This is a genomic window from Achromobacter sp. GD03932, assembly GCF_029839485.1.
GTDB classification, from domain to species: Bacteria; Pseudomonadota; Gammaproteobacteria; order Burkholderiales; family Burkholderiaceae_B; genus Achromobacter; species Achromobacter bronchisepticus_A.
On the sequence record NZ_JAOCAT010000021.1, the window covers coordinates 31,088 to 54,998 of the forward strand.

The 23,911-nt window shown below is 67.1% G+C and carries 29 protein-coding genes; 14 read left to right on the forward strand and 15 right to left on the reverse strand.

From position 1 onward, the window contains the following. Positions 1–274: 274 nt before the first annotated feature. Both N5C88_RS19590 and N5C88_RS19595 read left to right on the forward strand, forming a co-directional pair. Entirely contained in the window at positions 275–1,573 is a 1,299-nt protein-coding gene (locus tag N5C88_RS19590; RefSeq protein ID WP_280016050.1) for a dicarboxylate/amino acid:cation symporter, read from the forward strand. A gap of 151 nt (positions 1,574–1,724) precedes the next feature. Then, complete coding sequence (locus tag N5C88_RS19595) at positions 1,725–2,102, forward strand: hypothetical protein (protein WP_059379499.1); 378 nt, start codon at positions 1,725–1,727, stop codon at positions 2,100–2,102. A 24-nt stretch (positions 2,103–2,126) separates the two neighbouring features. Here N5C88_RS19595 and N5C88_RS19600 read toward each other — a convergent pair whose 3' ends face one another. From N5C88_RS19600 to phnG, 9 genes are all read right to left on the reverse strand, one after another. Beyond that, entirely contained in the window at positions 2,127–2,561 is a 435-nt protein-coding gene (locus tag N5C88_RS19600; RefSeq protein ID WP_054451475.1) for a hypothetical protein, read from the reverse strand. A 137-nt stretch (positions 2,562–2,698) separates the two neighbouring features. Then, positions 2,699–3,241: an MOSC domain-containing protein gene (locus N5C88_RS19605; protein ID WP_280016080.1), complete on the reverse strand. Its 543-nt coding sequence runs from the start codon at positions 3,239–3,241 to the stop codon at positions 2,699–2,701. 23 nt (positions 3,242–3,264) lie between these two features. Beyond that, positions 3,265–4,464, reverse strand: a complete 1,200-nt coding sequence (locus tag N5C88_RS19610) for an alpha-D-ribose 1-methylphosphonate 5-triphosphate diphosphatase (protein WP_059379457.1) — start codon at positions 4,462–4,464, stop codon at positions 3,265–3,267. Continuing rightward, positions 4,464–5,204 carry a phosphonate C-P lyase system protein PhnL gene (gene phnL / locus N5C88_RS19615; RefSeq protein ID WP_280016051.1) on the reverse strand — a complete coding sequence of 247 codons (741 nt, stop codon included), beginning with the start codon at positions 5,202–5,204 and terminating at the stop codon, positions 4,464–4,466. The genes N5C88_RS19610 and phnL overlap by 1 nt, the downstream gene beginning before the upstream one ends. A gap of 2 nt (positions 5,205–5,206) precedes the next feature. Beyond that, on the reverse strand, positions 5,207–5,983 hold the full coding sequence (gene phnK, locus N5C88_RS19620; RefSeq protein WP_059379459.1) for a phosphonate C-P lyase system protein PhnK: 777 nt from the start codon (positions 5,981–5,983) through the stop codon (positions 5,207–5,209). After that, positions 5,980–6,873, reverse strand: a complete 894-nt coding sequence (locus tag N5C88_RS19625) for an alpha-D-ribose 1-methylphosphonate 5-phosphate C-P-lyase PhnJ (RefSeq protein ID WP_280016052.1) — start codon at positions 6,871–6,873, stop codon at positions 5,980–5,982. Before N5C88_RS19625 ends, phnK begins: the two co-directional genes overlap by 4 nt. After that, positions 6,870–7,985, reverse strand: coding sequence for a carbon-phosphorus lyase complex subunit PhnI (locus N5C88_RS19630; protein WP_280016053.1), 1,116 nt, complete (start codon positions 7,983–7,985; stop codon positions 6,870–6,872). The genes N5C88_RS19625 and N5C88_RS19630 overlap by 4 nt, the downstream gene beginning before the upstream one ends. Before the next feature lies 1 nt (position 7,986). Next, on the reverse strand, positions 7,987–8,604 hold the full coding sequence (gene phnH, locus N5C88_RS19635) for a phosphonate C-P lyase system protein PhnH (protein ID WP_059379462.1): 618 nt from the start codon (positions 8,602–8,604) through the stop codon (positions 7,987–7,989). Between the two features lies 1 nt (position 8,605). Continuing rightward, on the reverse strand, positions 8,606–9,076 hold the full coding sequence (gene phnG, locus N5C88_RS19640; protein ID WP_280016054.1) for a phosphonate C-P lyase system protein PhnG: 471 nt from the start codon (positions 9,074–9,076) through the stop codon (positions 8,606–8,608). A 185-nt stretch (positions 9,077–9,261) separates the two neighbouring features. Between phnG and phnF the strand changes: the two genes are divergently transcribed. The 4 genes from phnF (at position 9,262) to phnN (ending at position 12,608) form a co-directional block, all read left to right on the forward strand. Further along, complete coding sequence (gene phnF, locus N5C88_RS19645; protein ID WP_059379464.1) at positions 9,262–9,984, forward strand: phosphonate metabolism transcriptional regulator PhnF; 723 nt, start codon at positions 9,262–9,264, stop codon at positions 9,982–9,984. A 103-nt stretch (positions 9,985–10,087) separates the two neighbouring features. Further along, positions 10,088–11,287, forward strand: a complete 1,200-nt coding sequence (locus N5C88_RS19650; RefSeq protein ID WP_280016055.1) for an alpha-D-ribose 1-methylphosphonate 5-triphosphate diphosphatase — start codon at positions 10,088–10,090, stop codon at positions 11,285–11,287. Positions 11,288–11,289: 2 nt separating this feature from the next. After that, positions 11,290–12,033 carry a DUF1045 domain-containing protein gene (locus tag N5C88_RS19655; RefSeq protein ID WP_118932791.1) on the forward strand — a complete coding sequence of 248 codons (744 nt, stop codon included), beginning with the start codon at positions 11,290–11,292 and terminating at the stop codon, positions 12,031–12,033. Beyond that, positions 12,030–12,608: a phosphonate metabolism protein/1,5-bisphosphokinase (PRPP-forming) PhnN gene (phnN, locus tag N5C88_RS19660; RefSeq protein WP_059379467.1), complete on the forward strand. Its 579-nt coding sequence runs from the start codon at positions 12,030–12,032 to the stop codon at positions 12,606–12,608. Before N5C88_RS19655 ends, phnN begins: the two co-directional genes overlap by 4 nt. Before the next feature lie 9 nt (positions 12,609–12,617). Here the strand turns inward: phnN and N5C88_RS19665 are convergent, their stop codons facing one another. Beyond that, positions 12,618–13,583 carry a LysR substrate-binding domain-containing protein gene (locus N5C88_RS19665; protein ID WP_280016056.1) on the reverse strand — a complete coding sequence of 322 codons (966 nt, stop codon included), beginning with the start codon at positions 13,581–13,583 and terminating at the stop codon, positions 12,618–12,620. A gap of 105 nt (positions 13,584–13,688) precedes the next feature. Between N5C88_RS19665 and N5C88_RS19670 the strand changes: the two genes are divergently transcribed. The 3 genes from N5C88_RS19670 to N5C88_RS19680 are packed head-to-tail and all read left to right on the forward strand — an operon-like array spanning position 13,689 to position 17,063. Continuing rightward, on the forward strand, positions 13,689–15,524 hold the full coding sequence (locus tag N5C88_RS19670) for a gamma-glutamyltransferase family protein (RefSeq protein ID WP_118932793.1): 1,836 nt from the start codon (positions 13,689–13,691) through the stop codon (positions 15,522–15,524). A 55-nt stretch (positions 15,525–15,579) separates the two neighbouring features. Beyond that, positions 15,580–16,554: a tripartite tricarboxylate transporter substrate binding protein gene (locus N5C88_RS19675; RefSeq protein ID WP_118932794.1), complete on the forward strand. Its 975-nt coding sequence runs from the start codon at positions 15,580–15,582 to the stop codon at positions 16,552–16,554. After that, positions 16,551–17,063, forward strand: coding sequence for a GAF domain-containing protein (locus tag N5C88_RS19680; protein ID WP_059379471.1), 513 nt, complete (start codon positions 16,551–16,553; stop codon positions 17,061–17,063). The genes N5C88_RS19675 and N5C88_RS19680 overlap by 4 nt, the downstream gene beginning before the upstream one ends. Before the next feature lie 33 nt (positions 17,064–17,096). Here N5C88_RS19680 and phnE read toward each other — a convergent pair whose 3' ends face one another. The 3 genes from phnE to phnC all read right to left on the reverse strand — a co-directional run bounded on the left by phnE (position 17,097) and on the right by phnC (position 19,822). Next, a complete protein-coding gene (phnE, locus tag N5C88_RS19685; RefSeq protein ID WP_088142243.1) occupies positions 17,097–17,891 on the reverse strand; it encodes a phosphonate ABC transporter, permease protein PhnE in 795 nt (264 codons plus the stop codon). Positions 17,892–17,973: 82 nt separating this feature from the next. Next, positions 17,974–18,954: a phosphonate ABC transporter substrate-binding protein gene (gene phnD, locus N5C88_RS19690; RefSeq protein ID WP_059379473.1), complete on the reverse strand. Its 981-nt coding sequence runs from the start codon at positions 18,952–18,954 to the stop codon at positions 17,974–17,976. Positions 18,955–18,985: 31 nt separating this feature from the next. Continuing rightward, a complete protein-coding gene (gene phnC / locus N5C88_RS19695) occupies positions 18,986–19,822 on the reverse strand; it encodes a phosphonate ABC transporter ATP-binding protein (RefSeq protein ID WP_280016058.1) in 837 nt (278 codons plus the stop codon). Between the two features lie 195 nt (positions 19,823–20,017). Between phnC and N5C88_RS19700 the strand changes: the two genes are divergently transcribed. From N5C88_RS19700 to N5C88_RS19720, 5 genes are all read left to right on the forward strand, one after another. After that, the gene (locus N5C88_RS19700; RefSeq protein WP_059379501.1) at positions 20,018–20,449 is read left to right on the forward strand and encodes a GFA family protein; all 432 of its coding nucleotides are present in this window, start codon (positions 20,018–20,020) and stop codon (positions 20,447–20,449) included. Positions 20,450–20,502: 53 nt separating this feature from the next. Continuing rightward, entirely contained in the window at positions 20,503–20,868 is a 366-nt protein-coding gene (locus N5C88_RS19705; protein WP_280016059.1) for a metalloregulator ArsR/SmtB family transcription factor, read from the forward strand. After that, entirely contained in the window at positions 20,861–21,400 is a 540-nt protein-coding gene (locus N5C88_RS19710) for an SRPBCC family protein (protein WP_280016060.1), read from the forward strand. Before N5C88_RS19705 ends, N5C88_RS19710 begins: the two co-directional genes overlap by 8 nt. A gap of 499 nt (positions 21,401–21,899) precedes the next feature. Further along, complete coding sequence (gene infA, locus N5C88_RS19715) at positions 21,900–22,163, forward strand: translation initiation factor IF-1 (RefSeq protein WP_013395703.1); 264 nt, start codon at positions 21,900–21,902, stop codon at positions 22,161–22,163. Positions 22,164–22,315: 152 nt separating this feature from the next. Beyond that, positions 22,316–22,603 carry a hypothetical protein gene (locus N5C88_RS19720; protein WP_059379477.1) on the forward strand — a complete coding sequence of 96 codons (288 nt, stop codon included), beginning with the start codon at positions 22,316–22,318 and terminating at the stop codon, positions 22,601–22,603. 36 nt (positions 22,604–22,639) lie between these two features. On the opposite strand, the gene N5C88_RS19725 is transcribed toward N5C88_RS19720, so the two are convergent. Continuing rightward, positions 22,640–23,509, reverse strand: a complete 870-nt coding sequence (locus N5C88_RS19725) for a peptidoglycan DD-metalloendopeptidase family protein (protein WP_059379502.1) — start codon at positions 23,507–23,509, stop codon at positions 22,640–22,642. A 5-nt stretch (positions 23,510–23,514) separates the two neighbouring features. Then, positions 23,515–23,853 (reverse strand): hypothetical protein, encoded by a 339-nt coding sequence (locus tag N5C88_RS19730; protein WP_059379478.1) that lies wholly within the window; start codon positions 23,851–23,853, stop codon positions 23,515–23,517. Positions 23,854–23,911: the final 58 nt, after the last annotated feature.

Genomic DNA, 23,911 nt, shown 5'->3' on the forward strand with positions numbered 1-23,911 from the left:
CATTCTGGCATGGCGGCGAGCGATAGCGCAGCCGTTCCAAATTGATACATCTTCGCTATCGCCTGCTATTTGCCGTCGCCCCAGGAAGCGGCGCCATCCGTCCCCAACCTGACAACTGCGTGTCAGGTGCGCGGCGTTAAGATCGCGCCCCAAGGGTAAACCCGGGCCTCGCGGCCTACCCTGGCATCCCCTCTCCGGATCCTCTTGCCCGCCCTCATGCCGGCGCGCCCGCCCTGCCGGGCCAGGCAAACGATCCCTGTTTTCCGTTTTGATCATGAACACTAAGAAGCTGACGCGTTACATCGGCATCGCCATGGTGCTGGGCATCGTGGTGGGCTATTTCTGCCACAACTACGCGCAGAATGAGAAAGAGGCGTTGCAGATCGCCTCGTACTTCAGTCTCGTCACCGACATCTTCCTGCGCATGATCAAGATGATCATCGCCCCGCTGGTCTTCGCCACCCTGGTGACCGGCCTGGCCAGCATGAGCGACGCCAGCGCCGTGGGCCGCATCGGCATGCGCGCCATGGTCTGGTTTATCGCCGCATCGGCCCTGTCGCTGCTGCTGGGCCTGGCACTGGTCAACATCTTCCAGCCGGGCGCGCACATGAACCTGGCGCTGCCGGACGCGGGCCTGACCTCGGGCCTGAAGACGGGTGACTTCACGCTCAAGGCCTTCATCACGCACGTGTTCCCGCGCAGCATCGCCGAGGCCATGGCCAACAACGAGATCCTGCAGATCCTGGTGTTCTCGCTGTTCTTCGGCGCCGCCCTGTCCTTCATCCGCGGCAAGGGCCACAACGCCATCTACAACCTGATCGACGAACTGGCCAAGATCATGTTCCGGGTGACGGACTACGTGATGCGCTTCGCGCCCCTGGGCGTGTTCGCCGCCATGGCCGCCGCCATCACCACCGAGGGCCTGGGCGTGCTGGTCAGCTACGGCAAGCTGATAGGCGAGTTCTACCTGGGCCTGGCGCTGCTGTGGGCCATTCTGTTCGCCGTGGGTTACCTGTTCCTGGGCAAGTCGACCTTCCGCCTGGGCGGTTTGATCAAAGAGCCCACGCTGCTGGCGTTCTCCACGGCCAGCAGCGAATCCGCCTACCCCAAGACCATCGAGGCGCTGACCCGTTTCGGGGTGCCCAAGCGCATCTCGGGCTTCGTGCTGCCGCTGGGCTACTCCTTCAACCTGGACGGCTCGATGATGTACCAGTCCTTCGCGGTACTGTTCATCGCCCAGGCCTACAACATCCAGATGAGCTTTACGCAGCAGCTGACCCTGCTGCTGGTGCTGATGGTCACCAGCAAAGGCATGGCCGGCGTGGCGCGCGCCTCGCTCGTGGTGGTGGCCGCGACCCTGCCGATGTTCCACCTGCCGGAAGCAGGCCTGTTGCTGATCATGGGCATCGACCAGTTCTTCGACATGGGCCGCACCGCCACCAACGTGGTCGGCAACAGCCTGGCCACCGCCGTGATCTCCAAGCTGGAAGGCAATCGCGAGGGCACGGCCGATACCGAGTCCGCCGGAGCCGGGGAAGCCTCCCCGGGACAGGCCGCAAACCAGAACGCCTGAAACAGCAGGCAATGAAAAACGGGCCGCATGGCCCGTTTTTTTTCATGGCTTGCGCCAGCTTGACCGGCGCCATGGCCGGGAGCAACATATAAAACCCTTCGCTCCCCATCCCGGCGCGGCACGCATGGGCGCCGCGCTCAGTTCTCATGCCATGAAACGCCTTAGCCTGCGCTGCGCCCTGGCAGCCGCGGCCCTGATGTCCGCCGCGCCCGCCTCCTACGCCTGGACCCGCATTTCCTGCGAGCTGGGCGGCACCGTGGCCAACCTGCCCGTGGTGATGCGCCAGTACCGCACCGACGGCACGGAACTGACGCAACTAATGTTTCGCTTGAAGGTCAGGAACGCGGACATCCCCGATGGCGCCCGCGCCGATACCGACTGCACCGAATTCGTCGGCCGCGAGATCGACGTGGTGCTTGAGAACACCGCGGCCGACACGGTGCGCAAGGGCAAGTCCCTGAAGATGCTGTACCGCTACGACGATTCGCTGGGCCAGAGCCAGGCGACGAAGTTCGAGCTGGATCGATAAGCACGCCCCTGGGGCCTGCGCGCCTCAGTCGTTGACCGAGCACGAGACGGGCGCGCCGTCCTCGAATTCCACGTCGTAGGTATGCACCGGATCCCAGGGCAGCGTGAACCACAGTTCATAGCCGTCGCCGTCTTCGTCGAACAGCCACAGCGCGCGCAGCACGGCATGCTGGGCCATGGCTTCGGGGGTTTCTTCCTGCAGCAGCTGGTTGTCGTCCAGGCCGAGCTTCTTGTAGTGCTCGTAGGAGTAGTTTTCCAGCAGGAACTCGGCCGCGGCAAGGATCTGGTCGTCGAGGTCGTCGATGATGGCCTTGACCACCTTGGACGCGCTGCTGTCGGGCTCTTCGCCGTCAGTCTGGATCATCACGTGGATGGGCGGGCGGCCCTTGCCGGCGGCGACGTTCTCCGCGGCCCACAGATCGGGTTCCTCGGGATCCTGGGTGAAATTGAATCGTGCCATCGCAAACTCCGGAAAAAGGGCCGGCGCGCCGCGGAAATCGCGGCTGCGCCTTTCCCGTCATTTAACCAGATGCGCGGCCTCCCGGCTGCGCATGCCGGCGATGTTTTTGCGACAGGCCGGCCCTGCGCAGAAGGTGTTCAGACACGCTCCAGCGGCAGGTGCGGCAATTCGGGCAGCGCCACGCGGATCGGATCGCCCGCGCTCACCGTCCCGCCCTCGATCACGATGCCCATGATGCCGGCGCGGCGCATCAGGCTGCCGTCCGGATGGCGGCCCAGCACCGCGGCGGTCAGGCCCTGCTGGTAGTTGTCGAGCTGGGAACACGGATTGCGCAGGCCGGTGATCTCGACCACCGCCTGCGCGCCGATATGCAGGCGCGCCCCGCGCGGCAGGCCCAGCAGATCGATGCCGCGGGTGGTGATGTTTTCGCCCATGGTGCCTTCGGCCACGTTGAAGCCGGCAAGCTGCAGCTCGTCGTGCAGCTCGCCGTGGATCAGGTGGATCTGCCGCAGATTGGGTTGCGTCGGGTCCGCCTTGACGCGGGAGCGGTGCTTGACCGTGACGCCCATGTGGGCGTCGCCTTCCACGCCCAGCCCCTTCAACAACATGATGGCCGGCACCACCGGCTTGCTGAACCCGTGCGTCGGGCTGCAGGCCACGGCTGTCACGATGGGATGCAACACATCTCTCTCCAGGAACCGGTTCAGGCCGCCACGGCCTGCGTTTCGGACGCCCGTTGCTCGCTCGCGCGCACAGACGGATAGTGCGCCGAGAATACCAGCCGCCCCGCCGACCAGGTATGGCTGATCAGCGGCTGCGTGCCCACTTGCGCCACCGCCACCAGGTCCGCGCGCAGCCCCGGCGCGATGCGCCCGCGGTCGGACAGGCCGCAAGCCTGCGCCGGATTCAGCGTCACCAGCGCGACCGCCTGCGGCAGCGTCAGGTCCGTCTGCGCGGCCACCGTGTAGGCCGCCGCGATCAACGCCGACGGCTGGTAGTCGGAGCACAGGCAGCTGGCCACGCCCGCGCGGATGGCGTCGATGGCGCGCATGGAGCCGCTCTGGCTCTGGCCGCGCAACACGTTGGGCGCGCCCAGGATGGTAGGCAGCCCGCAGGACACCGCGGCGCGCGCGGTATCCAGGGTGATCGGGAATTCGCTCATGGCCACGCCCAGGTTGCGCATGGTGGCGATGCGATGGATCGAATCGTCATCATGGCTGGCTGTCGGTATGCCCAGCCCCTGCGCATGCGACAGCAACGCCTCCACCCGCGCTACCGCGCCGTCCTTGGCGCGCGTCTTGGCCTGCGCGGCCTCCTCGGCCTGTTCGCGGCTCATCGCGTGGTTGCCCATCATGTATTGCAGATAGGACTCCAGCGTCTTGAACTGGCCCTGGCCGGGCGAATGGTCCATGACCGACAGCAGGTCCACCGCGCCCTCGTCCATCAGCGCGCGCAGCACATCGACCGAGGTCGCGTCGGTCACTTCGTAGCGGCAATGGACGCGGTTGTCCACCAGGCTGTGCTGGCCGAAGGCGCGCACCGTGCGCACCACTTCCGCCGCCGTCTGGTTGTTGCGCACGCCCCACTCGCTGTTGGCGAAGGACAGCGCGTGATACGGCGTGGTGATACCGGCCGCGGCATTGCGGCGGTCCACCTGGGCCACCGCGAAATCCAGCGGAAACAGCACCCGCGAACGCGGCTCGGCTTCCTTTTCGATGGCGTCGCAGTGCAGGTCGATCAATCCCGGCAGCAAGGTCTGGCCGCGCAGGTCGATCTCGTAGTCCGCGCGTGCCCCGGCAGGTTCGATGGCGACGATGCGGCCATCGTCGATCAGCACGGCGCTGTCCTCCAGGACGCGGTCCTGCAGCACCACGCGGGCATGGGTGAGATAGGTGCTCTGCATCATTGCTCCAGGTCGGCCAGGGCGGGTTGGGCGGGTTGGGCGGGTTGGGCGGGACGCAAGGCCAGGGTCTGCGTGGCGACGGCATCGCGCACTTCGGCATCGTGGAAGATGCCCAGCAGGCAGCGGCCTTCGGCCATTGCCTCGCGGATCAGCGCGATCACGACCTGGCGGTTGTCGGCATCCAGCGAGGCGGTGGGTTCGTCCAGCAACAGGACAGGATGGCGCGCGATGAAACCGCGCGCGATGTTCACGCGCTGCTGTTCGCCGCCCGAGAACGTGGCGGGCGCCAGCCCCCACAGGCGCGGCGGCACGTTCAGGCGCTGCAGCAGGGCCGCTGCGCGGGAACGGGCCTCATCGGCCTCCACGCCCGCCGCGCGCAGTGGCTCGGCCACCACGTCCAGCGCCGACACGCGCGGAATCACGCGCAGGAACTGGCTGACGTAGCCGATCACCTCGCGCCGCAACGCCAGGATGCGCTGCTCGGGAGCGCCGGCCAGCTCCACCCATTCGTCGTTCCAGCGCACCCGGATGCTGCCCTCGGTCGCCAGATAGTTGCCGTAAAGGCAGCGCAGCAAGGTGCTCTTGCCGGTGCCGGACGGTCCCGCCAGCACCAGGCAGTCACCGGCGGCCGCGTCTAAGTCGACCGACTCCAGCACGGGCAGGCGCATGCCGCCCTGGTTATGCAGGGTGAACATCTTTCCGAGGCCCCGCACCTCGATCATGGGAGTCTTTTCAGGCATGGTCAGCTCTGCAAAATGGAAGACACCAGCAACTGGGTGTAGGGATGCTGCGGATCGTCGAGGATCTGGTCGGTCAGGCCGCTTTCGACGACTTCGCCGCCGCGCATGACCAGGGTCCGGTGCGCCAACAGGCGCGCCACGGCCAGGTCGTGGGTCACGACGATGGCGGCCAGGCCCAGGTCGGCCACCAGCTGGCGCAGCAGGTCCAGCAGGCGCGCCTGCACCGACACGTCGAGCGAAGCCGTGGGTTCGTCCATGAACACCAGGCGCGGATGGGTCACCAGGTTGCGGGCGATCTGCAGGCGCTGCTGCATGCCGCCCGAGAACGAGGTGGGCCTGTCGTCCAGCCGGCCCGCATCGATTTCCATCTTTTGCAGCCAATTGCCGGCGGCCTGGCGCAGGTCGCCATAGTGCCTGTCACCCACCGCCATCAGCCGCTCGGCGATGTTGGCGCCCGCGCTGACCTGCATGCGCAAGCCATCCCTGGCGTTCTGCCGCACGAAGCCCCAATCGGTGCGCGACAGCAGGCGCAGGCGCGCCCCGGGCAGCGCGGCCAAATCGGTAAAGCCCTGGTCGCGGGTGTCGTACCAGACGCTGCCCGCGTCCGGCCGGGTCTGGTACGACACGGCCGACAGCAGCGTGCTCTTGCCGGAGCCGGACTCGCCGACCACGCACAGGACTTCGCCGGGATACAGATCGAAGTTGACGTTGCGGCAGCCATGCACGCCGTCCCAGGTGCGCGTCATGTTGCGCACCGAAAGCAAGGGTTGGACGTTCATGCCGCGGTCTCCTGGTTGGCTTGTTGCGCGCCCTGCTGCGCCTGGCGGTCGTTGCAGTACTCGGTGTCGGAGCAGACGAAGCGGCGCGTGCCGGCGTCGTCCAGGATGATTTCATCCAGATAGCTCTCGCGCGATCCGCACAGGTCGCAGCACTCGTTCCAGGTCTCCACCCGGAACGGATGGTCCTCGAAGTCCAGGCTCTTCACCTGCGTGTACGGCGGCACCGCGTAGACGCGCTTTTCGCGGCCCGCGCCGAACAGCATCAGCGCGGGGCTGCGGTCCAGCTTGGGGTTGTCGAACTTGGGGATGGGCGAAGGCCGCATCATGTAGCGTCCGTTCACGATGACCGGATAGTCATAGGTGGTGGCGATGTGGCCGTGCTGCGCGATGTCCTCGTACAGCTTGACGTGCATGCCGCCGTATTCGGCCAGCGCGTGCATGGTGCGCGTCTCGGTTTCGGAAGGCTCCAGCCAGCGCAGCGGTTCAGGAATGGGCACCTGGAACACCATGATCTGCCCCTCCGCCAGCGGCGTCTCGGGGATGCGGTGGCGGGTCTGGACGATGGTGGCAGCGGAAGTGGACTCCGTCGTCGCCACGCCCGTGACACGGCCGAAGAAGCGGCGGATGTTGATCGCGTTGGTGGTGTCGTCCGAACCCTGGTCGATCACCTTGAGCACGTCGTTCGCGCCGATGATGGACGCCGTCACCTGGATGCCGCCGGTGCCCCAACCATAGGGCAGCGGCATTTCGCGGCTGCCGAAAGGCACCTGGTAGCCGGGGATGGCGACGGCCTTGAGCAAGGCGCGGCGCAGCATGCGCTTGGTGGATTCGTCCAGATAGGCGAAGTTGTAGTGGTCGTCGCGTTCGACCGTTGCGTATTGCGTCGTCATGGGGAAACCGCCTCGTCCATCAGATCGTTGCGCGCGGCCTCTGGCGCGGCGCGTTCGGCGCGCATGCGCCGCAACAGTTCCAGGTTGGCCTGGAAGTCCACGTAGTGCGGCAGCTTCAAATGCTGCACGAAACCGGAGGCTTCGACGTTGTCGCTGTGATAGAGCACGAACTCGTGGTCGTTGGCCGGGGAATCCGCGCGTTCGCCCAGGTCGCGCGCCTTCAGCGCGCGGTCCACCAGCGCCATCGACATGGACTTGCGTTCGCCATAGCCGAAGGTCAGGCCGTAGCCCCGGGTGAACTTCGGGCCTTCCTCGGCGCTGCCGGCGAACTGGCTGACCATCTGGCATTCGGTGATCTCGATTTCGCCCACGGTGACGGCGAATCCCAGTTCCTCGATATGCATTTCCACCTCCAGCGCGCCGTAGCGGATCTCGGCGGCGAAGGGGTGGGTGTTGCCATAGCCGCGCTGGGTCGAATAACCCATGGACAACAGAAAGCCTTCGTCTGCGCGCGCCAGGTTCTGCAGGCGGGCCGCGCGCGAGGCCGGAAAATCCAGCGGCTGCCGGGTCAGGTCGAAAGGTTCGGGATCGCCTTCGGGCACGGCTTCCGCGTCGATCAGGTCGTCATGCGCCAGCAGGTCGGTAACGCGCGGCATGGCGCTGTCCAGCGCCTCGCCGCCCGGCGGCAAGGCGTCGGCCTCGCGCTGCGCTTGAAGCGAAAAGTCCAGCAGGCGTTGGGTGTAGTCGTAGGTCGGCCCCAGGATCTGCCCGCCAGGCACGTCCTTGAAGGTGGACGAGATGCGACGCTGCAAGCGCATGCGGCCGGTGTCGATGGGCTGGGTATAGCCAAAGCGCGACAAGGTGGTGCGGTAGGCTCGCAGCAGGAACACCGCTTCGATCAGGTCGCCCGCCGCCTGCTTGATGGCCAGCGCCGCCAGCTGCGGATCGTAAAGCGAGCCCTCGGCCATGACCCGCGACACCGCCAGCGGCATCTGTCCGCGAATCTGGTCCAGGCTCAGCTCGGGCACTTCGCGGTCGCCGCGCCGGTAGTCGTCCAGCATGCGGTAGGAATTGAGGATGGCGCGTTCGCCCCCTTTCACGGCTACGTACATGTCAGCTCTCCTTGCGCGTGCTGCGCGGCAGCGCGCAGATCCGCCGCTCCTGCGTCAACAACACGTCGACGCCAAGCGGAAACCGTTGATGATTGAGGCGCCATTCGCGCCAGAAGCCCTCGGGCAGCCCTGCCGCATGCAGGAGCTGCTGGCTCTTGATCCCCGGGCCGCTGAGGATGGCGGGTTCCCCGCCCGACAGGGATTCGACCTCGATCAGCAAGGTGGTCGACAGATCGGGATAGGCCGGATCACCCTGGTGGCAAGCCGAAAGCGCCGGCGCCTTGCTGCCAGCCGGCACCGCGGCGAAACGCGCCAGCGAGGGCGACGGCACGATGGGGCAGGCGCAATGAAATCGCAGGAAGGCGATCGCGTCCGCGCTGACGGTTTCGGGCAGCCACAGCGGCGTGTCCACGTCCACCAGCGTCAGCAGCAACGCGGTCATGGCGGGCGACAGGCCCGTCGGCACGCCGGTTTCGATCAGGATTTCATGGATGCGCCCGGGGTGGGCCATCGCGTCGAGCGCGGCGCGGAACGTGGTCTGCGCGTCGCCGACGGGATCCGCGAATCCGGGGAGCAGCGCCCGGCCCGAGGCCGCGGCGGCTTGTATCTGTTGCTGCATGTCAGTCCTCGCCTCGCACCATCGTGAAGAATTCCACCTTGGTCTGCGCCGCCACGCGGGCCTGGCGCTCGACCCGTTCGGCATGCAGCCGGGCCAGCGGCTGGATCAGCTGGGCCTGCACCGTGTCATGCCATTCCGGCAGTTGCAGCAGGGCGTCGGCCACGGCGGCCTGCTCGGCATGGCGCTGCGAGCGGCCCTGCACGTAGGCCACGCCGACCACGCCCTCGCCCATCGTCACCGCGCAACGTGTCACGCTGATTTCGCCCAGATTGAAGCGGGCCCCGGTGCCGCCGCTGCGGGCGCGCACCATGGCCATGCCGGTCTGCGCGGGGCGCAATGTCTGGTGTTCCGGCTTGCCCGCCAGCGCGCAAAAGGCGCCATCCAGCGCGGCCGGATCGGCCAGCGCCAGCACGCGCATCCAGGCGGCGCGTTGCGCGCCCGCCGCATCCTGCCCTGTCTTGGGGTGATCCATCTTTTTCCTCTAAACGTCTAGACGACCGGATGGAGTATGATCGCTCTGAAAACGAAGTTCAACAGCCTGGCGTGAATTTTTGATGACAGTTGCAGCGTGCCCGCAGCGCCTTTGCGGCTGCCGTCGCATGGTGCACAATCACTGCCATTCTTCATTAAGCTGATGTGACAGCACGAGCACACCCTATGGTCGAAAGAGGTTCCGGCATCGCCGTCTGGCGGCAAATCGGCGAAGCGCTGGCGGACGATATCCGCAACAAGCTCTATGCGGCAGGCGAACAGCTGCCGTCCGAGCCCGAGCTGGCCGCCAAGTTTTCCGTCAACCGCCACACCATCCGCCGCGCGATGGGCGAACTCGAACAAGGCGGCCTGGTCCGCATCGAACAAGGCCGCGGCACCTTCGTCCAGGAACACGCGATCGACTACGCCATCGGCAAGCGCACGCGCTTTTCCGAGAACCTGCGCAGCCAGGGCATGCTGGGCCACCAGGAAGTCCTGGGCAGCCAGAGCCTGCGCGCCGGCGACATCGCCAAGCACCTGGGCCTGAGCCGCGCCGCGCCGCTGCTGCGCGTGCAGATCGTGGGCAAAGCCGAGAACCGCCCCATCAGCGTCTCGGAACATTTCTTCGACGAAAAGCGCTTCCCCGACTTCGCCGACCGCCTGGCGTCCCTGCGCTCGATCTCCAAGGTCTATGCCCACTATGGCATCGGCGATTACACGCGCAAGTGGTCGCGCATCACCGCCGCCCTGCCCACGCCCGAAATCGCCCGCCTGCTGGGCCAGCCCAAGACCCGCCCCATTCTTCAGGTGGAGGCCTTGAATGTGGACCAGGAAGGCTCGCCGCTGCAATATAGCGTGGCGCGCTTCGTGGGCGACATGGTCCAGCTGATGGTGACGGACGACAGCTGACGCCAGGCCGCCGCCTGCGCGCGCAGGCGGCGCGGAAGGCTCCGACTAATGGATTAACTCATCTAGACATCTGGTTGTAATGCAATCCCACTAACGTCACGCCATGAACACACACACGCACGCCCCCTCGCCCCTGGCCGGTGTCACAGGCCAACGCATCCTGACGCCGCGCGGCGTCGAACAGGCCAGCTTGCGGTTCCATGGCGGACTGATCGAAGGCTCCGCCGCCGCGGCGCCGCGGGGCGCGCCCTGGTTCGACGCCGGCAATCTGCTGGTGCTGCCCGGCATCGTGGACCTGCACGGCGACGCCTTCGAGCGCGCCGTCATGCCGCGGCCCAGCGTGACGTTTCCCTACGACAGCGCCCTGTTCGACGTGGACCGCCAACTGCTCGCCAACGGCATCACCACCGAGTTCCATGGCGTGACCCTGTCCTGGGAAGGCGGGCTGCGCGGCGAGGCTTACGCCGAACGCATGTTCGACGCGCTGGAAAGAATGCGCCATCTCATGGGCGCGCGGCACTATGTGCACCTGCGCTTCGAAACCCATCACGTGGGCGGCCTGGAGATTGCCCAGCAATGGATACGCGACGGCCGCGTGCGTTTCCTGGCCCTGAACGACCACCTGCCCAGCATGGCGCGCCGTCTGGGCGACGAGCGCAAGCTGATGCAGTACGCCAACCGCGCCGAGTGCGACCTCGACGTCTTCCAGGACCGCATCCGCGCCGCCATGGCTGCCGCCGACGCGGTGGCCGATGCCATGCGCGAGCTGACCGGCTGCGCGCAGGCAGCGGGCCTGAAGGTGGCCTCGCACGACGATCCGGATGCCGCCACCCGCCGCTACTACCACCAGCTGGGCTGCGGCGTGGCGGAGTTTCCGCTGACCCGCGAGGCCGCCGGCGTGGCCCGCGACCTGGGTGATTCGGTGGTCTTCGGCGCGCCCAACGTCGTGCGCGGCGGCAGCCACACTGGCGCACCCGGCGCCACCGAAATGATCCGTGCGGGCCTGTGCGACATTCTGACCTCCGACTATTACTACCCTGCCCCGCTGGCCGCCGTGATGAAGCTGGCCAACGACGGCGTGCTGCCGCTGGCGCAGGCCTGGGATCTGGTGTCGCTGAATCCGGCCCGAGCCGCCGGCCTGAAGGACCGCGGCGCACTGGCGCCGGGGCTGATCGCCGACGCCATCGTGGTGGACGACCAGGTGCCGGGCCTGCCCCGCGTCTGCGCCGCGATCGTGGGCGGCGAACTGCGCTATGCCACGCGCGCCTTCGGCGACAGCCATAGCCAGCGCATGGCGGCCTGACCATGCCGCTCGCCCATCGCTACGCCCTGTACCTGGCGCCCACCGGCCCCTGGCGCGAACACGGCAGCCGCTGGCTGGGCCGCTGCGCCGACACCGGCCTGGCGCTGCCGCCGCTGCCGGGCCAGAACGCGGCGTCGCGCGGCTGGACCGAAGCGCCGCGCCACTATGGCTTGCATGCGACGCTGAAGCCGCCCTTCCGCCTGAATCCGGGCGCCAGCCCCGAACAAGTCGACGCGGCCGCCCGCCAGTTGGCCGCAGGCGGCACGCCATTCTCGCTGGAACTGGAGTGCGAACCGCTGCGCGGCTTCCTGGCCTGGCGCATCGCTGCATCCGACACGCAGGGACGCGCGCGGATCCAGGCCCTGGCCGAAGCCGCCGTGCGCGACCTGGACTCCTTGCGCGCACCGCCCACGCCCGAGGAAACCGCGCGCCGCCAACCGCAATCGCTCAGTCCGCCGCAGCAATCCATGCTGGCGCGCTGGGGCTATCCGTATGTATTCGATACCTACGTCTTCCACATCACGTTGACCGGCAAGCTGCACGGCGAGGCGCTGTCGCAAGCGCAGGCTGAAATCGCCGCGTTCGCCGATCCCTTGCGCGGACAGCCCATGGCCGTTCCCGGAGTCAGCGTCTACGTGCAGCCCGCGCCAGGCGCGGACTTTGTCGCGGCACGGCACTACGGCTTTGACGGCACCAGCGCCGATGCGGCCGGGGCCGGCTATCTGCAAGGGCCGGCGGCAGCATGAGCACCTCGGTTCCCGCCGACGGCACCAGGCTGATCTACCTGATGGGCGCATCGGGCAGCGGCAAGGACACCTTGCTGCGCCTGCTGCGCGCGGAACTGCGCGGCGACGAGCCCGTGCTGGTCGCGCATCGCTACATCACGCGCGACAGCGGCGCCACCGAAGACGCGCTATGCCTGACCGAAGACGAGTTCGGACGCCGCGCCGCGCTGGGCTGCTTCGCCCTGCGCTGGGCCAGCCATGGCTTGCATTACGGCATCGGCATCGAAATAGACGCCTGGCTCTCCTGCGGCGCCGCGGTCATCATCAACGGCTCGCGCGCGCACCTGGAACAGGCGCACTCGCGCTACCCGGCCTTGACCGCCGTGGAGGTCACGGTCGATCCCGGCCAGCTCGTCCGCCGCCTGGCGGGACGCGGCCGGGAAAGCGCGGAACAGATCGCGCAGCGCCTGGCGCGCGCGATGCAGGCATTCCCCGTGCCGCAACAATGCCGGCTGCTGCGCGTCAGCAACGATGCTGCCCCGGAAACCGCTGCCGCCGCACTGTTGAACATCGCCCGCGACAAGCTCAACGCCTAGCGCCGCCGGTCAACGCGGATCGCCCTGGCCCCAGGGCGCGGCGGCGTCGCCGCACAGATCCAGCAGGATCTCCGAAAAGCATTCCTCCGCCACCAGCGGCTGTTCGCGCTTGCGCCGTATCAGGTTGATGGGCGGCAATTCCCAGCCGAAGTCCCATGGCACCATGCCCAGCTTGCCGCGCTGGCAGAGTTCGCGCGCGATGTCCTCCGGCACCACGGAGATGAGGGTCTCGTTCACCGTCAGCATGCCTTCGATCACGTCGGTGGAGTACGCCTCCAACACTGGCGATGGCGGCTGCAATTCGGCGCGGATGAAGTGCTCCACGATCAGTTGCCGCGTCGGCGTGTTGGCCGCCGGCAGGACCCAGTCCATTGCCGCGACGGCGGCCCAGTCCGGCTTGCGCCGCGCCAGCCGCTGCGCAAGCCGGCCATGCGCAATCAGGCGCGGCCGTTGGCGGTACAGCACGCGGTGGATCAGATCCTCCGGCGCCACGGTCGAAGTGGCGCGGCTGATGATGCAATCCAGTTCATGCCGGCGCAGCATGGGCACCAGATGGTCGGTGGTGGCGCGGTGCAGGCTGAGCGTCACGCCGTGGCGCTGGTGCAGGCGGCTGATGGCCGCCGTCAGCAAGGCGCTGGACACGTAGGGCACCACGCCCACCTGCAGATGCGCGGAACGGCCGGCGTGCAGGGCCTCGACCTCGCGCGCCCACAGGTCCAGGTCGCTGAGCATGTGGCGCGCGCGCACCAGGGCCAGGTTGCCCAGCGGCGTGGGTTGCAGGCCGCGCCCGGTACGCGTGAACAACGGCGCGCCGAAGATGTCCTCGATCTCCGTGAGCGCCTTGGTGACGGCGGGCTGGCTGATGCCGGCCGCGGCGGCCACGCGCGTGAGCGAGCCGTGCCTGGCGATTTCGATCAGCAGCGCCAGGTGGCGATGCTTGAGGCGGTTGGCGAGACGGGCTGCATCCCAGGTCACGATCTTTCCTATAACCAATTGGTTATTCAATTATGCCAACAAAGGAAAAAACAGTTATTTCATGACCCTATACTGCAACCATCCCCTGCTGCCCGGACCGGCCTCATGAGCGCATCCTTCACTACCCGCCCCGAAATACGCGGCACTTTTGGCGTGGTTTCCTCCACCCATTGGCTGGCCTCGCAAGTGGCCATGAGCGTGCTGGAGCGCGGCGGCAATGCCTATGACGCGGCGGTCGCGGGCGGCTTCACGCTGCAGATCGTGGAACCGCACCTGAACGGCCCCGGGGGCGAAGTGCCCATCCTGTTCTGGAGCGAGCGGGAACAGCGCATGCGCGCGCTCTGCGGCCAGGGCCCCGCGCCCGCGCTGGCCACGCCCGCCTATTTCCACAGCCTGGGCGTGGAACTGGTGCCCGGCATCGGTCTGCTGCCCGCCACGGTACCCGGCGCTTTCGGCGCCTGGCTGACCCTGCTGCGCGACTACGGCACCTGGGAACTGGCCGACGTGCTGCGCCCGGCGATCGACTATGCGCGCAACGGCTTTCCGCTGGTGCCGCGCATCTCGCAGGCCATTCTGGCGGTACAGGCGCTGTTCCGCGACGAATGGACCAGTTCGCGCGACGTCTGGCTGCCCAGCGGCCGCGTGCCTGCTCCTGACGAACTGTTCCGCACGCCCGCCATCGCCGCCACCTACACCCGCATCCTGGACGAAGCGCATGCCAGCAGCACCGACCGGCGCGGCCGCATCGACGCCGCGCTGGAGCTCTGGTACCGCGGCTTCGTGGCCGACGCGATCGACGACTACTACACCCGGGCCGAGGTGCGCGACACCACGGGCCAGCGCAACCGCGGCCTGCTGCGCAAGTCCGACCTGGCCGATTGGCGCGCCACCTACGACGAGCCCCTCACCGTGCAGTACGGCCGCTACACGGTGGCCAAGTGCGGGGTCTGGTCGCAAGGCCCGGTCCACCTGCAACAACTGGCGATACTGCGGCACCTGGGCCTGGCCGGACTGGAACCGACCTCGCCTCAATTCGTGCACTACGTGGCCGAAGCCGCCAAGCTGGCCTTCGCCGACCGCACGGCCTGGTACGGCGACCCTGACCACACGCAAGTACCGCTGGCCGCTTTGCTCAGCGATGAATATGCCCGCTCCCGCGCGGCAGGCATCGGCGCGCGCGCGTCGTCCGAGTTCCTGCCTGGCTGCCCGGGCGGCCAGGCGCCGCGCCTGCCCGACCTGGACGCAGCCGTGCGCACCCTGGCTGCCTCCGACACCCGCTTCGGCGTGGGCGAACCGACCTTCGCCGCGCTGCCGCCGGTAGCCGAATGGGCGGCGCGCGAGATATTCGTGGGCGACACCTGCCAGATCGACGTCATCGACCGCGACGGCAATATGGTGGCCGCCACGCCGTCGGGCGGCTGGCTGTCATCCAGCCCCGTCGTGCCCGGCCTGGGCTTCCCGCTGACCACCCGCCTGCAGATGACCTGGCTGGACGAAGGCGTGCCGGGCCAGCTGCAGCCGGGCAAGCGTCCCTGCACCACGCTGTCGCCGGGTCTCGCGCTGCGCGACGGCCAGCCTTACATGGCATTCGGCACGCCAGGCGGCGACCAGCAGGACCAATGGACGGTGGCGTTCTTCCTGCGCCATGTCATGGGCATGAACCTGCAGGAGGCGATCGAAGCGCCCTCCTGGCATATCGATCACTTCCCGGGCTCGTTCTGGCCGCGCAGCCTGACCTTGAACCGGCTGACCGTGGAATCGCGCATGCCGGCCGCCACGCTGGAGGCGCTGCGCGCGGCGGGCCACGAGGTCAAGGTGGGGCCGGACTGGTCCGAAGGCCGCATCAGCGCCTGCACCCGCGAGCCTGCCGCGGGCGGCGGCCTGCTGCTGCGCGCCGGCGCCAACCCGCGCGGCATGCAGGGCTATGCCGCCGGCCGCTGAACCTGTTTCATTCAACCGGCACACAGACCGGACATCAAGCAAAGGGGTAAACACCATGAAACTGCAATTCAAACGACTGCTGCGCACGTGCGCGCTGGGACTGGCGCTGGCCGCGCCCGCGCTCACCCACGCCGCGTGGCCCGAAAAACCCATCACGCTGATCGTGCCGTGGGCCGCGGGCGGCTCCACCGACATCCTGGCGCGCGTGCTGTCCGAAGGATTGACCCAATCGCTGGGCCAGCCCGTGATCGTGGAAAACCGCTCGGGCGCGTCCGGCAACATCGGCACCACCTTCGTGGCGCGCGCCAAGCCCGACGGCTACACCTTGCTGGTCGGCTCGATGAGCACGCACACGATGAACCAGGCGCTGTACTCCAGCATGCCGTTCGACGGCGTGAAGGACTTCACGCCCATCGCCGAACTCGCGCTGGTCACCAACACCCTGGTGGTGAACCCGTCGGTCCCTGCGTCCAACGTGCAGGAATTCATCGCCTACCTGAAGGCCAATCCCGGCACCGTGGCCTATGCCTCCGCCGGCCAGGGCTCCACCAACCACCTGAGCGCCGCGCTGTTCGAGAAGGCCGCCGGCGTGAAGATGATGCACATCCCCTACCGCGGCGGCGCGCCCGCGGTGCTGGACACCGTGGCCGGCCGCACGCAGGTGCTGTTCAGCGCCGGCACGCAGACCCTGCCGCACGTGCAGAACAACAAGCTGAAGCTGCTGGCCGTCACCGAGGAAGCGCGTTCGCCGCTGCTGCCCGAGGTACCCACGGTGGCCGAGACCTTGCCGGGCTACGAGCTGTCGGTCTGGTACGGCGCCTTCGGCCCGGCAGGCATGCCGCCCGAACTGACCGCGCGCCTGAACCGCGAGATCAACCTGATCCTCAAGCGTCCCGAAGTCATCAAGAAAATGGGCGACATGGGCGTGCTGCTGACCGAGACCACGCCGGAGCAATTCGGCCAGATCCTGGCGCGCGATGCCGACAAGTACGGCAAGCTGATCAAAGAACTGGGAATCACCGCCGAATGACCGTAAGCATCCGTTCCGCTGCGCCGACGCAGGCCGGCGTGGCCGCCATTGTCCAGGCATACGCCGCCGCCGATTCCACGGCGGCCTTCCGGGCCATCGACGCCCATGCGCATGCCGCGCTGGCGCACACGCTGTGCACGGTCAACCGCTATGACGCGCAGGCCATGCGGGTGCTGCGGCTGTATAGCTCCAACCCCGAAGCCTATCCGCCCGGCGGCAGCAAGGACAAGAGCGGCACGGCCTGGGGCCGCCACGTCCTGCTGGAAAAAAAAGTGTTCGTGGGTGAAGGCGAAGACGCGATCCGCGAGTTCTTCAACGACCATGACGCGATCCAGCGCCTGGGCCTGCGCTCCGTCATCAATGTGCCGGTGGTGTACGGCGAGGTCTGCCTGGGCACCGTCAACTTCCTGATGCCGCGCGCGGTGGTGTCGGAAGCCGATGTGCAGGCCGCGCAGCTGGCGGGCCTGCTGGCGCTGCCTGCGTTCCAGGCGTTGCTTCCGCAGGCCTGAGGCCGGCGGGGCCCGCCCGGGCCCCGCGCAGGCTCAGATGAGCGCGCGCCGGATACGCGCCGACGCCATGTCGATGATGACCACGAAAGCCACGATGATGATCATCACGGCGCAGGTTTCGGCGTAGCGGAAACTGCGGATGATTTCCCACAGCACGGTGCCGATGCCGCCCGCGCCGACGATGCCGACCACCGAGGCCGAGCGCACGTTGGATTCGAAGCGGTACAACGAATACGAGATCCACAGCGGCAGCACCTGCGGAATCACGCCGTAGACGATTTCCTCCAGCGCATTCGCGCCAGTGGCGCGCACGCCTTCCACCGGACGCGGATCGATGGCCTCGACCGCTTCCGAGAACAGCTTGGCCAGCACGCCGGTGGTGTGCACCCACAGCGCCAGCACGCCGGCGAACGGGCCCAGCCCGACCGCCACGATGAACAGCATGGCGAACACCATTTCATTGATGGCGCGGCACGCGTCCATCAGGCGCCGCATGGGCTGGTACACCCAGGCCGGCACCATGTTCGACGAACACAGCAGCCCCAGCGGCACCGCCACCACGATGGCCAGGAAGGTGCCCCAGACCGCGATCTGCACGGTGACGATCATCTCGTCCAGGTACATGCGCCAGTCGCGGAAATTCGGCGGAAAGAAGTCGGCGGCAAACTGGGCCATGTTGCCCGAATCGCGCAGCAGGTCCAGGGGCCGCATGTCGGCGCCCTGCCACGACATGACCAGCAGCGCCAGCACGACGGCCCATACGAGCAGGACTGGCAGCGACGAGCGCGGCGCGGCGGAAAGGCGGGAGGTCTGCATGGCTACGTTCATAGGAAAAAGGCGATCCGCTGGTTGGGTTTCAGTTGCGGGCAAGCCGGCGCGCCCGCGGCGCACCGGCTTGCCGCTTGCAGGCTTATTGCTTGGCGGCAGGCTGGCCCAGGCTGGCCAGCTTGCTGTCCAGTTCGGCCAGCTGTTTCTGCTTTTCGGCCTGGCCCAGCGTGGCGTCGGCTTCGACCTTGGCCTTCTCGCGCGCCAGCTCGATCTGACGGATCGGCACCAGCTGCTGGTTGTCGGAGACGCGGAAGCCCTGATAGGTCAGCGCCTTCAGATTGGCCATTTCACGCTCGGCGTCCTTGCCCTTGCCGTAGTTGACGAAGAAGTCGCGGATGCGGGCCTTCAGGTCGGCCGGCAGGTCGCTGCGCATGACCAGCGGGTCAGCCGGGATCAGCGGCGACTTCCACAGCACGCGCACGCTGTCGTTGGCGTCCTTGCCCGTGTTCAGGCGATAGCGCTCCAGCGCCTCGGTGTTGTTGACGGCCACGTCGACCTGCTTGTTGATGACCGACAACAGATTGGTTTCGTGATTGCTGGCGCGCACCGTCTTGAAGAAGGTCTTGGGCTCGATCTTGTTGGCGGCCCACAGGTAATAGCCGGGCACGGCCGTGCCCGAGGTCGAGTTGGGATCGCCCGCGCCGTAGCTCAGCGTGCCGCCGCGCTTGAGCACGTCGTCCAGGGTCTTCAGGTTGCTGTCCTTGTTGACGATCAGCAGCGACCAGTAGCCGGGGTTGCCGTCCTTGTCGATGACGGAAGCGAACACTTCGCCCTTGGCGCGGTCCACCGCCTCGATTGCGGACTTGTTGCCGAACCAGCCCATCTGCACCTTGTTGAAGCGCATGCCTTCGATGATGCCGGCGTAGTCGGACGCGAAGAAGGGCTTGACCGGCACGCCGATCGCGCGGCTCAGGTCGTCGATGACGGGCTGCCACACGGACTTCAGGTTGGTCGACGATTCCGTCGAGATGATGCCGAAATTCAGGGTCTTGGCATCTTGGGCGTAGGCCTGCGTGGACAGGGCCGCGGCGGCGATCAGGGTGACAAAGGTTCTGCGTAGCATGGAAGGCTCCGGGGAGAAATGGGTCGGGGTATCAGGCGGCTTGCGCCAGGCGGGACAGCGGCGCCATGCCGGGCATGGCCGGCGCTTGCGGCGCATATTCGGGAAGCAGCTCGCTCAGTTCGGAGCCGTACAGGTCGCTCAGCATGGCAGGCGTGAGCGCGGCGGAGGGGCCGTCGTAGACCACCTTGCCGTGGCGCAGCGCCACCACCCGCGGGCAATAGCGCAAAGCCACGTCCACCTGGTGCAGCGACACCACCACGGCTACCTTGCGGCTGCGGTTGATCTGGGCCAGCGTGTCCATCACGCGGCGCGAGGATTCCGGATCCAACGAGGCAATGGGTTCGTCGGCCAGGATGACGCGGGCGTTCTGCACCAGCGTGCGGGCGATGGCCGCGCGCTGCTGCTGGCCGCCGGACAGCGTCGAAGCGCGCTGAAATGCGTAGTCGTCTATACCAACCTGGGCAAGCGCTTCAAGGCCCTGCTGCACTTCGCCGCGCAGGAACCAGCGCGTCAGGCTGCGCCACAGCGGCACGCGCGGCAGCAGGCCGGTCAGCACGTTGGTGATGACCGGCAGGCGGCCCACCAGATTGAATTGCTGGAACACGAAGCCGATGCCGGCGCGCGCGGAGCGCACGTCACGGCTCAGGCGGCCGTCGCGCTGGATCGTGCGGCCGTTGACGGCCACGCTGCCCGCGTCGCCGGCCACGAAACCCGACAGATGACGCAGCAGCGTCGACTTGCCCGAACCCGAGGCGCCGAGCAAGGCAACCATCTCGCCGTCGGCCACTTGCAGGTTCACGCCGTCCAGCGCCTTGGCGCCGGCGTGGAAGCTCTTGCTGAGCCCTTGTACTTCGATGGCGTAGGTCATCGTTGAATCCCCTTGGATGTGTTCATGGCGGCATTCTGTTTTCGCGGCATGACAGCACGATGACCCGAGAATCGATTCATTTGGCTGAAAATAGGGACACTGGAACGATCTGAAAGACGTTCGTCACAAAGGCCGCCTCCAGCCCGGCGCGCCACAGGTATATTGGGGATATTCCCCACCAGCCTGGCGTTCATCATGATCAAAGGTTCCTGCCTGTGCAGCCGCGTCGCCTACGAGATCACGGGTCCGCTCACCGACGCCCTCAACTGCCATTGCACGATCTGCCGCAAGGCGCATGGCGCGGCATTCCGCAGCCGGGCGACGGTCCAGGCCAAGGACTTCGCCTGGACCCGCGGAGAAAACCACGTCACCTGGTACTGCTCGTCTCCGGGCAGCTACCGCGGCTTCTGCGAAGCCTGCGGCACGCCCCTCCTGACCCGCTTCGACCAGACGCCGGACGTCTACGGCTTGCCTCTGGGTCCGCTGGACGACGACCCGGGCATCAAGCCGGCGGCCCACTGCCACGTGGCCAGCAAGGCGCCCTGGTTCGACATCACCGACGGCCTGCCGCAGTACCCCGATGCATATGGGGCGATGGAAGAAGATCATCCGCAGGCGGTTACATAAAAATTCAACCAACTAGTTGAATTAATTCGCGAGGCAGGACTATATTCAACCTCATGGTTGAATCAATTCCCTCCCCCGCCCTCGATGCCGTCTTTCGCGCGCTGGCCGACCCCACGCGCCGCGACATGCTGCGCAGCCTGGCCCGGGGCGAACAGACCATCGGCGAACTGGCGGCGCCCCACAGCATGAGTTTCGCGGGCGCCTCCAAACACGTGCAGGCCCTGGAACGCGCCGGTCTGGTGCGGCGCTCCATCCGCGGCCGCACGCATGTATGCAGCCTCAATCCCGAACCCATGGCCGAGGCCATGCAATGGCTGCGCTTCTATGAACAATTCTGGTCGGGCAAGCTGGGCGCGCTGGAAGCCGCGCTCGCCGCCAGCTGGTCCCCGGCCGCGTCTTCTGGAGAACCACATGAGTGATCACGGCGTCGTTCTGGACCCCACCTCCATCCGCTTTACGCGGATACTGCCCGCCAGCGTCGACGAGGTCTGGGCTTTTCTCACCGAATCCGAAAAACGCGGCCGCTGGCTGGCATCCGGCGACATGGAGCTGCGCGAAGGCGGCGGCGTGACGCTGCGCTTCATGCACGCGGACCTGTCCTCGGTGACCGAACCGGTGCCTGATGCCTACAAGCCGTACGAAGGCGGCGTCACCACGCAAGGCGTCATCACGCGCTGCGAACCACCGCATTTGCTGGCTTTCACCTGGGGCGGCTCCCCCGGCCATCCTTCCGAGGTCACCTTCGAGCTGTCGCCGGAAGGCAAGGAAACGCGCCTGGTGCTGACCCACCGCAAACTGTCCTCGCGCGACGGCATGGTGGACGTGGCCGGCGGCTGGCATGTGCACCTGGGCGTGCTCGAAGCCCGCCTGGCCGGCCGCGCCCCGGGTCCGTTCTGGTCCGTGCTCGGCCGGGTGGAAGCTGAATACCGTGAGCGGATACCGGCACGCTAGAGTCGTTGAACAGCAACTATCGCAGCGCGGCCACAGATAAATACTGGCTAAATATTGCGCTTTGCAGTACCATAAGTCCGTGATTTTTCCGCAAAAACCGGGCTTCGGTCACTCTGCGTGCCAACCTGTACCGCCTGCGGGCAATGCTCGGGGCAACCCAGGACGTGCTTGGTTTTTCCGGAAAAACCCCTCCGCCACCGGGCGCGCCTCCACCTCCATCGTTGCGCGGCCTGGCAGCACAAGCTCCACCCCGCTTCTTCCGGCGATTTGCGCAAAAGGCGCCGCCGCGACCAAGCCGCGCACCGCGCGCACACTGCCCACGCGGCGCGAGTATCCGTCATTTCAGACATCCGCTTCGGATGCCGTGGCCCTTACCCGCGCTTGCCCGGACGTTTTACGTTCAAACCGCTGGACCCGCCCGTTCGGGTCCGACGCGCTTGCCGCCACGCGCGGCGCGCCATGCCGTCGGTATGGCTGCGCGTTTTGATAGGAGAAAAGAATGGCTAAAGAAGAACTCATCGAACTGGACGGCATCGTTGACGAAGTGCTGCCCGATAGCCGCTACCGTGTGAAGCTGGACAACGGCATCGAAGTCGGCGCCTACGCCTCCGGCCGCATCCGCAAGCACCGCATCCGCATCCTGGCTGGCGACCGCGTCACCCTGGAAATGTCGCCGTATGACCTGACCAAGGGCCGCATCAACTTCCGCCACAAGGACGAGCGCGGTCCCGCGCCGCAGCGTCCCCAGCAATTCCGCCGCTAAGCCAGGGCGACAGGGCCGGCCCCGCGCCGGCTCCCTTTTCGCGCCAGCCTTAAACCTGGGCCGCGCGATGCCGTAATGCGTGGAGCGCCCGTTCATGAAAGAATGGCGCCCTCTGCCCGGCGCGACGCCCGGCAGGACGAGCATGAAGCACGATGGACCTGACACAAGATCTGCAAGCCGCCGCTGACCAGCTTGCCCTGGCGCGAAGAAAATTCGTCAAGGGCGAGGAAGGCCTGCGCCTGCTGCATCAGTCGCGCGAGTCCTTCATCAACAGCCTGCGCAATACCGGCCTGACCTACGCCGAGGCCAAGACCAAGTACGACAACTGCCTGGACGAGCAGGAAGCCGAGCAGTTCAACGTGCGGCAGCATATGGACTATGCCGAACGCGTGCACCAGCATGTGCTGCAACTGATCGCGCAGCAGGCCGCCACGGCCTGAGGGCGCGGTTCCGCGCCCCCAAATCCCGGGACAGGATCAGGGCTTGAACGCCCCGATGAAGATGGCCGGATCGACGCGCGCGTCGTTCAGGCTGACGTTCCAGTGCAGGTGCGGGCCGGTCGCGCGGCCGGTCGCGCCGACCTTGCCCACCAGTCCGCCGCGCGGCACTTCGTCGCCGACCTTCACGTCGATGGCCGACATGTGGCAGAACATGCTGACGAAGCCCTGGCCATGGTCCAGGAACACCGTCTTGCCATTGAAGAAGTAATCCCCCACCAGTACGACCACGCCAGCGGCCGGCGCCTTGATCGGCGTGCCCGACGGCACGGCGAAATCCAGTCCCGAATGCGGATTGCGCTCCTCGCCATTGAAGAAACGGCGCAGGCCGAAGGGGCTGGACAGGCGGCCGCCGTTCACCGGGCGGTCCAGCAGCAGGTTGCTGGGCGTGACGCCCGCGCGGTAGGCGCGGTTGGCGGCGGCCTGCTCGGCCTGCTCGCGTTCGATGCGCTTCATGTCATCCGGATCCGGATTGACCTGGCGCGGATTCTTCAGCGTGATGTGCTGGGCCTTGTATTCCTTGGCGCCGACCTTGAAGGACTGTGAGCGCTTGCCTTGCGCATCCTTGATTTCCACCTGCTGCTCGCCCGGCTTCACGCTGAGCGGGATGCCGACCACGGCGATCCACTGCTTGCCCTCTTCTCGCACGACCAGCACGCGCCGGCCCAGGAAGCTGACCTCGGGCGCGCGCTCGGCGTTGCCCAGGCCCAGGACGGCGACGCCGCCTGGCACGGGGACGTTGAGCTTGCGGCTGATAAAGCCGCTCTGCTGCTGCGCGCGGGCCGGCAGGCCCAGGCAGAGGGCGGCCGCGGCCAGGCCCAGCCGCAGGACGTCGCGACGATGCTGCATGGCGTTCACAGGCACAGGTTGGCGGGCTCGATGATGCTCTGGTCGCGGCGCGCGATGCGCGTGGACAGGCGCGCTTCGGTCTTGCCCTTCCAGTGCGTGGTCGTCAGCACGGCTTCAACGCCCAGGCTGTCTTCCTGGATCAGTTCAAAGCCGTTGCGCACAGCCTTCTGCTGGAAATTGACGCCCAGGTTCTTCCAGGATTCCGCCACGCAGGCCGTGTAGTCCTCGGGTGTGCGCTGGGTGGAGCCGTAGAAGACCGGATCGCGGTCGCGCACGTCTTTGACGTTGGCGCAGGCCGACAAGGCTGCCAGGACAGTAAGGGACAAAGCGGTGCGAACCTTCATGGCGATGGAACTCTCAAGCGGTTGGAGGTGAATGGGCGGCCAATATAACGCAGCGCCG

Coding starts and splice junctions, on each gene's coding strand:
- N5C88_RS19600 (WP_054451475.1), bottom strand. CDS start 2,561: ATGGCACGATTCAATTTCACCCAGGATCCCGAGGAACCCGATCTGTGG.
- N5C88_RS19670 (WP_118932793.1), top strand. CDS start 13,689: ATGAGCGCATCCTTCACTACCCGCCCCGAAATACGCGGCACTTTTGGC.
- phnL (WP_280016051.1), bottom strand. CDS start 5,204: ATGCCTGAAAAGACTCCCATGATCGAGGTGCGGGGCCTCGGAAAGATG.
- phnH (WP_059379462.1), bottom strand. CDS start 8,604: ATGCAGCAACAGATACAAGCCGCCGCGGCCTCGGGCCGGGCGCTGCTC.
- N5C88_RS19675 (WP_118932794.1), top strand. CDS start 15,580: ATGAAACTGCAATTCAAACGACTGCTGCGCACGTGCGCGCTGGGACTG.
- N5C88_RS19590 (WP_280016050.1), top strand. CDS start 275: ATGAACACTAAGAAGCTGACGCGTTACATCGGCATCGCCATGGTGCTG.
- N5C88_RS19650 (WP_280016055.1), top strand. CDS start 10,088: ATGAACACACACACGCACGCCCCCTCGCCCCTGGCCGGTGTCACAGGC.
- N5C88_RS19700 (WP_059379501.1), top strand. CDS start 20,018: ATGATCAAAGGTTCCTGCCTGTGCAGCCGCGTCGCCTACGAGATCACG.
- phnK (WP_059379459.1), bottom strand. CDS start 5,983: ATGAACGTCCAACCCTTGCTTTCGGTGCGCAACATGACGCGCACCTGG.
- phnD (WP_059379473.1), bottom strand. CDS start 18,954: ATGCTACGCAGAACCTTTGTCACCCTGATCGCCGCCGCGGCCCTGTCC.
- N5C88_RS19630 (WP_280016053.1), bottom strand. CDS start 7,985: ATGTACGTAGCCGTGAAAGGGGGCGAACGCGCCATCCTCAATTCCTAC.
- phnC (WP_280016058.1), bottom strand. CDS start 19,822: ATGACCTACGCCATCGAAGTACAAGGGCTCAGCAAGAGCTTCCACGCC.
- phnF (WP_059379464.1), top strand. CDS start 9,262: ATGGTCGAAAGAGGTTCCGGCATCGCCGTCTGGCGGCAAATCGGCGAA.
- infA (WP_013395703.1), top strand. CDS start 21,900: ATGGCTAAAGAAGAACTCATCGAACTGGACGGCATCGTTGACGAAGTG.
- N5C88_RS19720 (WP_059379477.1), top strand. CDS start 22,316: ATGGACCTGACACAAGATCTGCAAGCCGCCGCTGACCAGCTTGCCCTG.
- N5C88_RS19595 (WP_059379499.1), top strand. CDS start 1,725: ATGAAACGCCTTAGCCTGCGCTGCGCCCTGGCAGCCGCGGCCCTGATG.
- N5C88_RS19680 (WP_059379471.1), top strand. CDS start 16,551: ATGACCGTAAGCATCCGTTCCGCTGCGCCGACGCAGGCCGGCGTGGCC.
- phnG (WP_280016054.1), bottom strand. CDS start 9,076: ATGGATCACCCCAAGACAGGGCAGGATGCGGCGGGCGCGCAACGCGCC.
- N5C88_RS19655 (WP_118932791.1), top strand. CDS start 11,290: ATGCCGCTCGCCCATCGCTACGCCCTGTACCTGGCGCCCACCGGCCCC.
- N5C88_RS19710 (WP_280016060.1), top strand. CDS start 20,861: ATGAGTGATCACGGCGTCGTTCTGGACCCCACCTCCATCCGCTTTACG.
- N5C88_RS19725 (WP_059379502.1), bottom strand. CDS start 23,509: ATGCAGCATCGTCGCGACGTCCTGCGGCTGGGCCTGGCCGCGGCCGCC.
- phnE (WP_088142243.1), bottom strand. CDS start 17,891: ATGAACGTAGCCATGCAGACCTCCCGCCTTTCCGCCGCGCCGCGCTCG.
- N5C88_RS19730 (WP_059379478.1), bottom strand. CDS start 23,853: ATGAAGGTTCGCACCGCTTTGTCCCTTACTGTCCTGGCAGCCTTGTCG.
- phnN (WP_059379467.1), top strand. CDS start 12,030: ATGAGCACCTCGGTTCCCGCCGACGGCACCAGGCTGATCTACCTGATG.
- N5C88_RS19610 (WP_059379457.1), bottom strand. CDS start 4,464: ATGCAGAGCACCTATCTCACCCATGCCCGCGTGGTGCTGCAGGACCGC.
- N5C88_RS19705 (WP_280016059.1), top strand. CDS start 20,503: ATGGTTGAATCAATTCCCTCCCCCGCCCTCGATGCCGTCTTTCGCGCG.
- N5C88_RS19625 (WP_280016052.1), bottom strand. CDS start 6,873: ATGACGACGCAATACGCAACGGTCGAACGCGACGACCACTACAACTTC.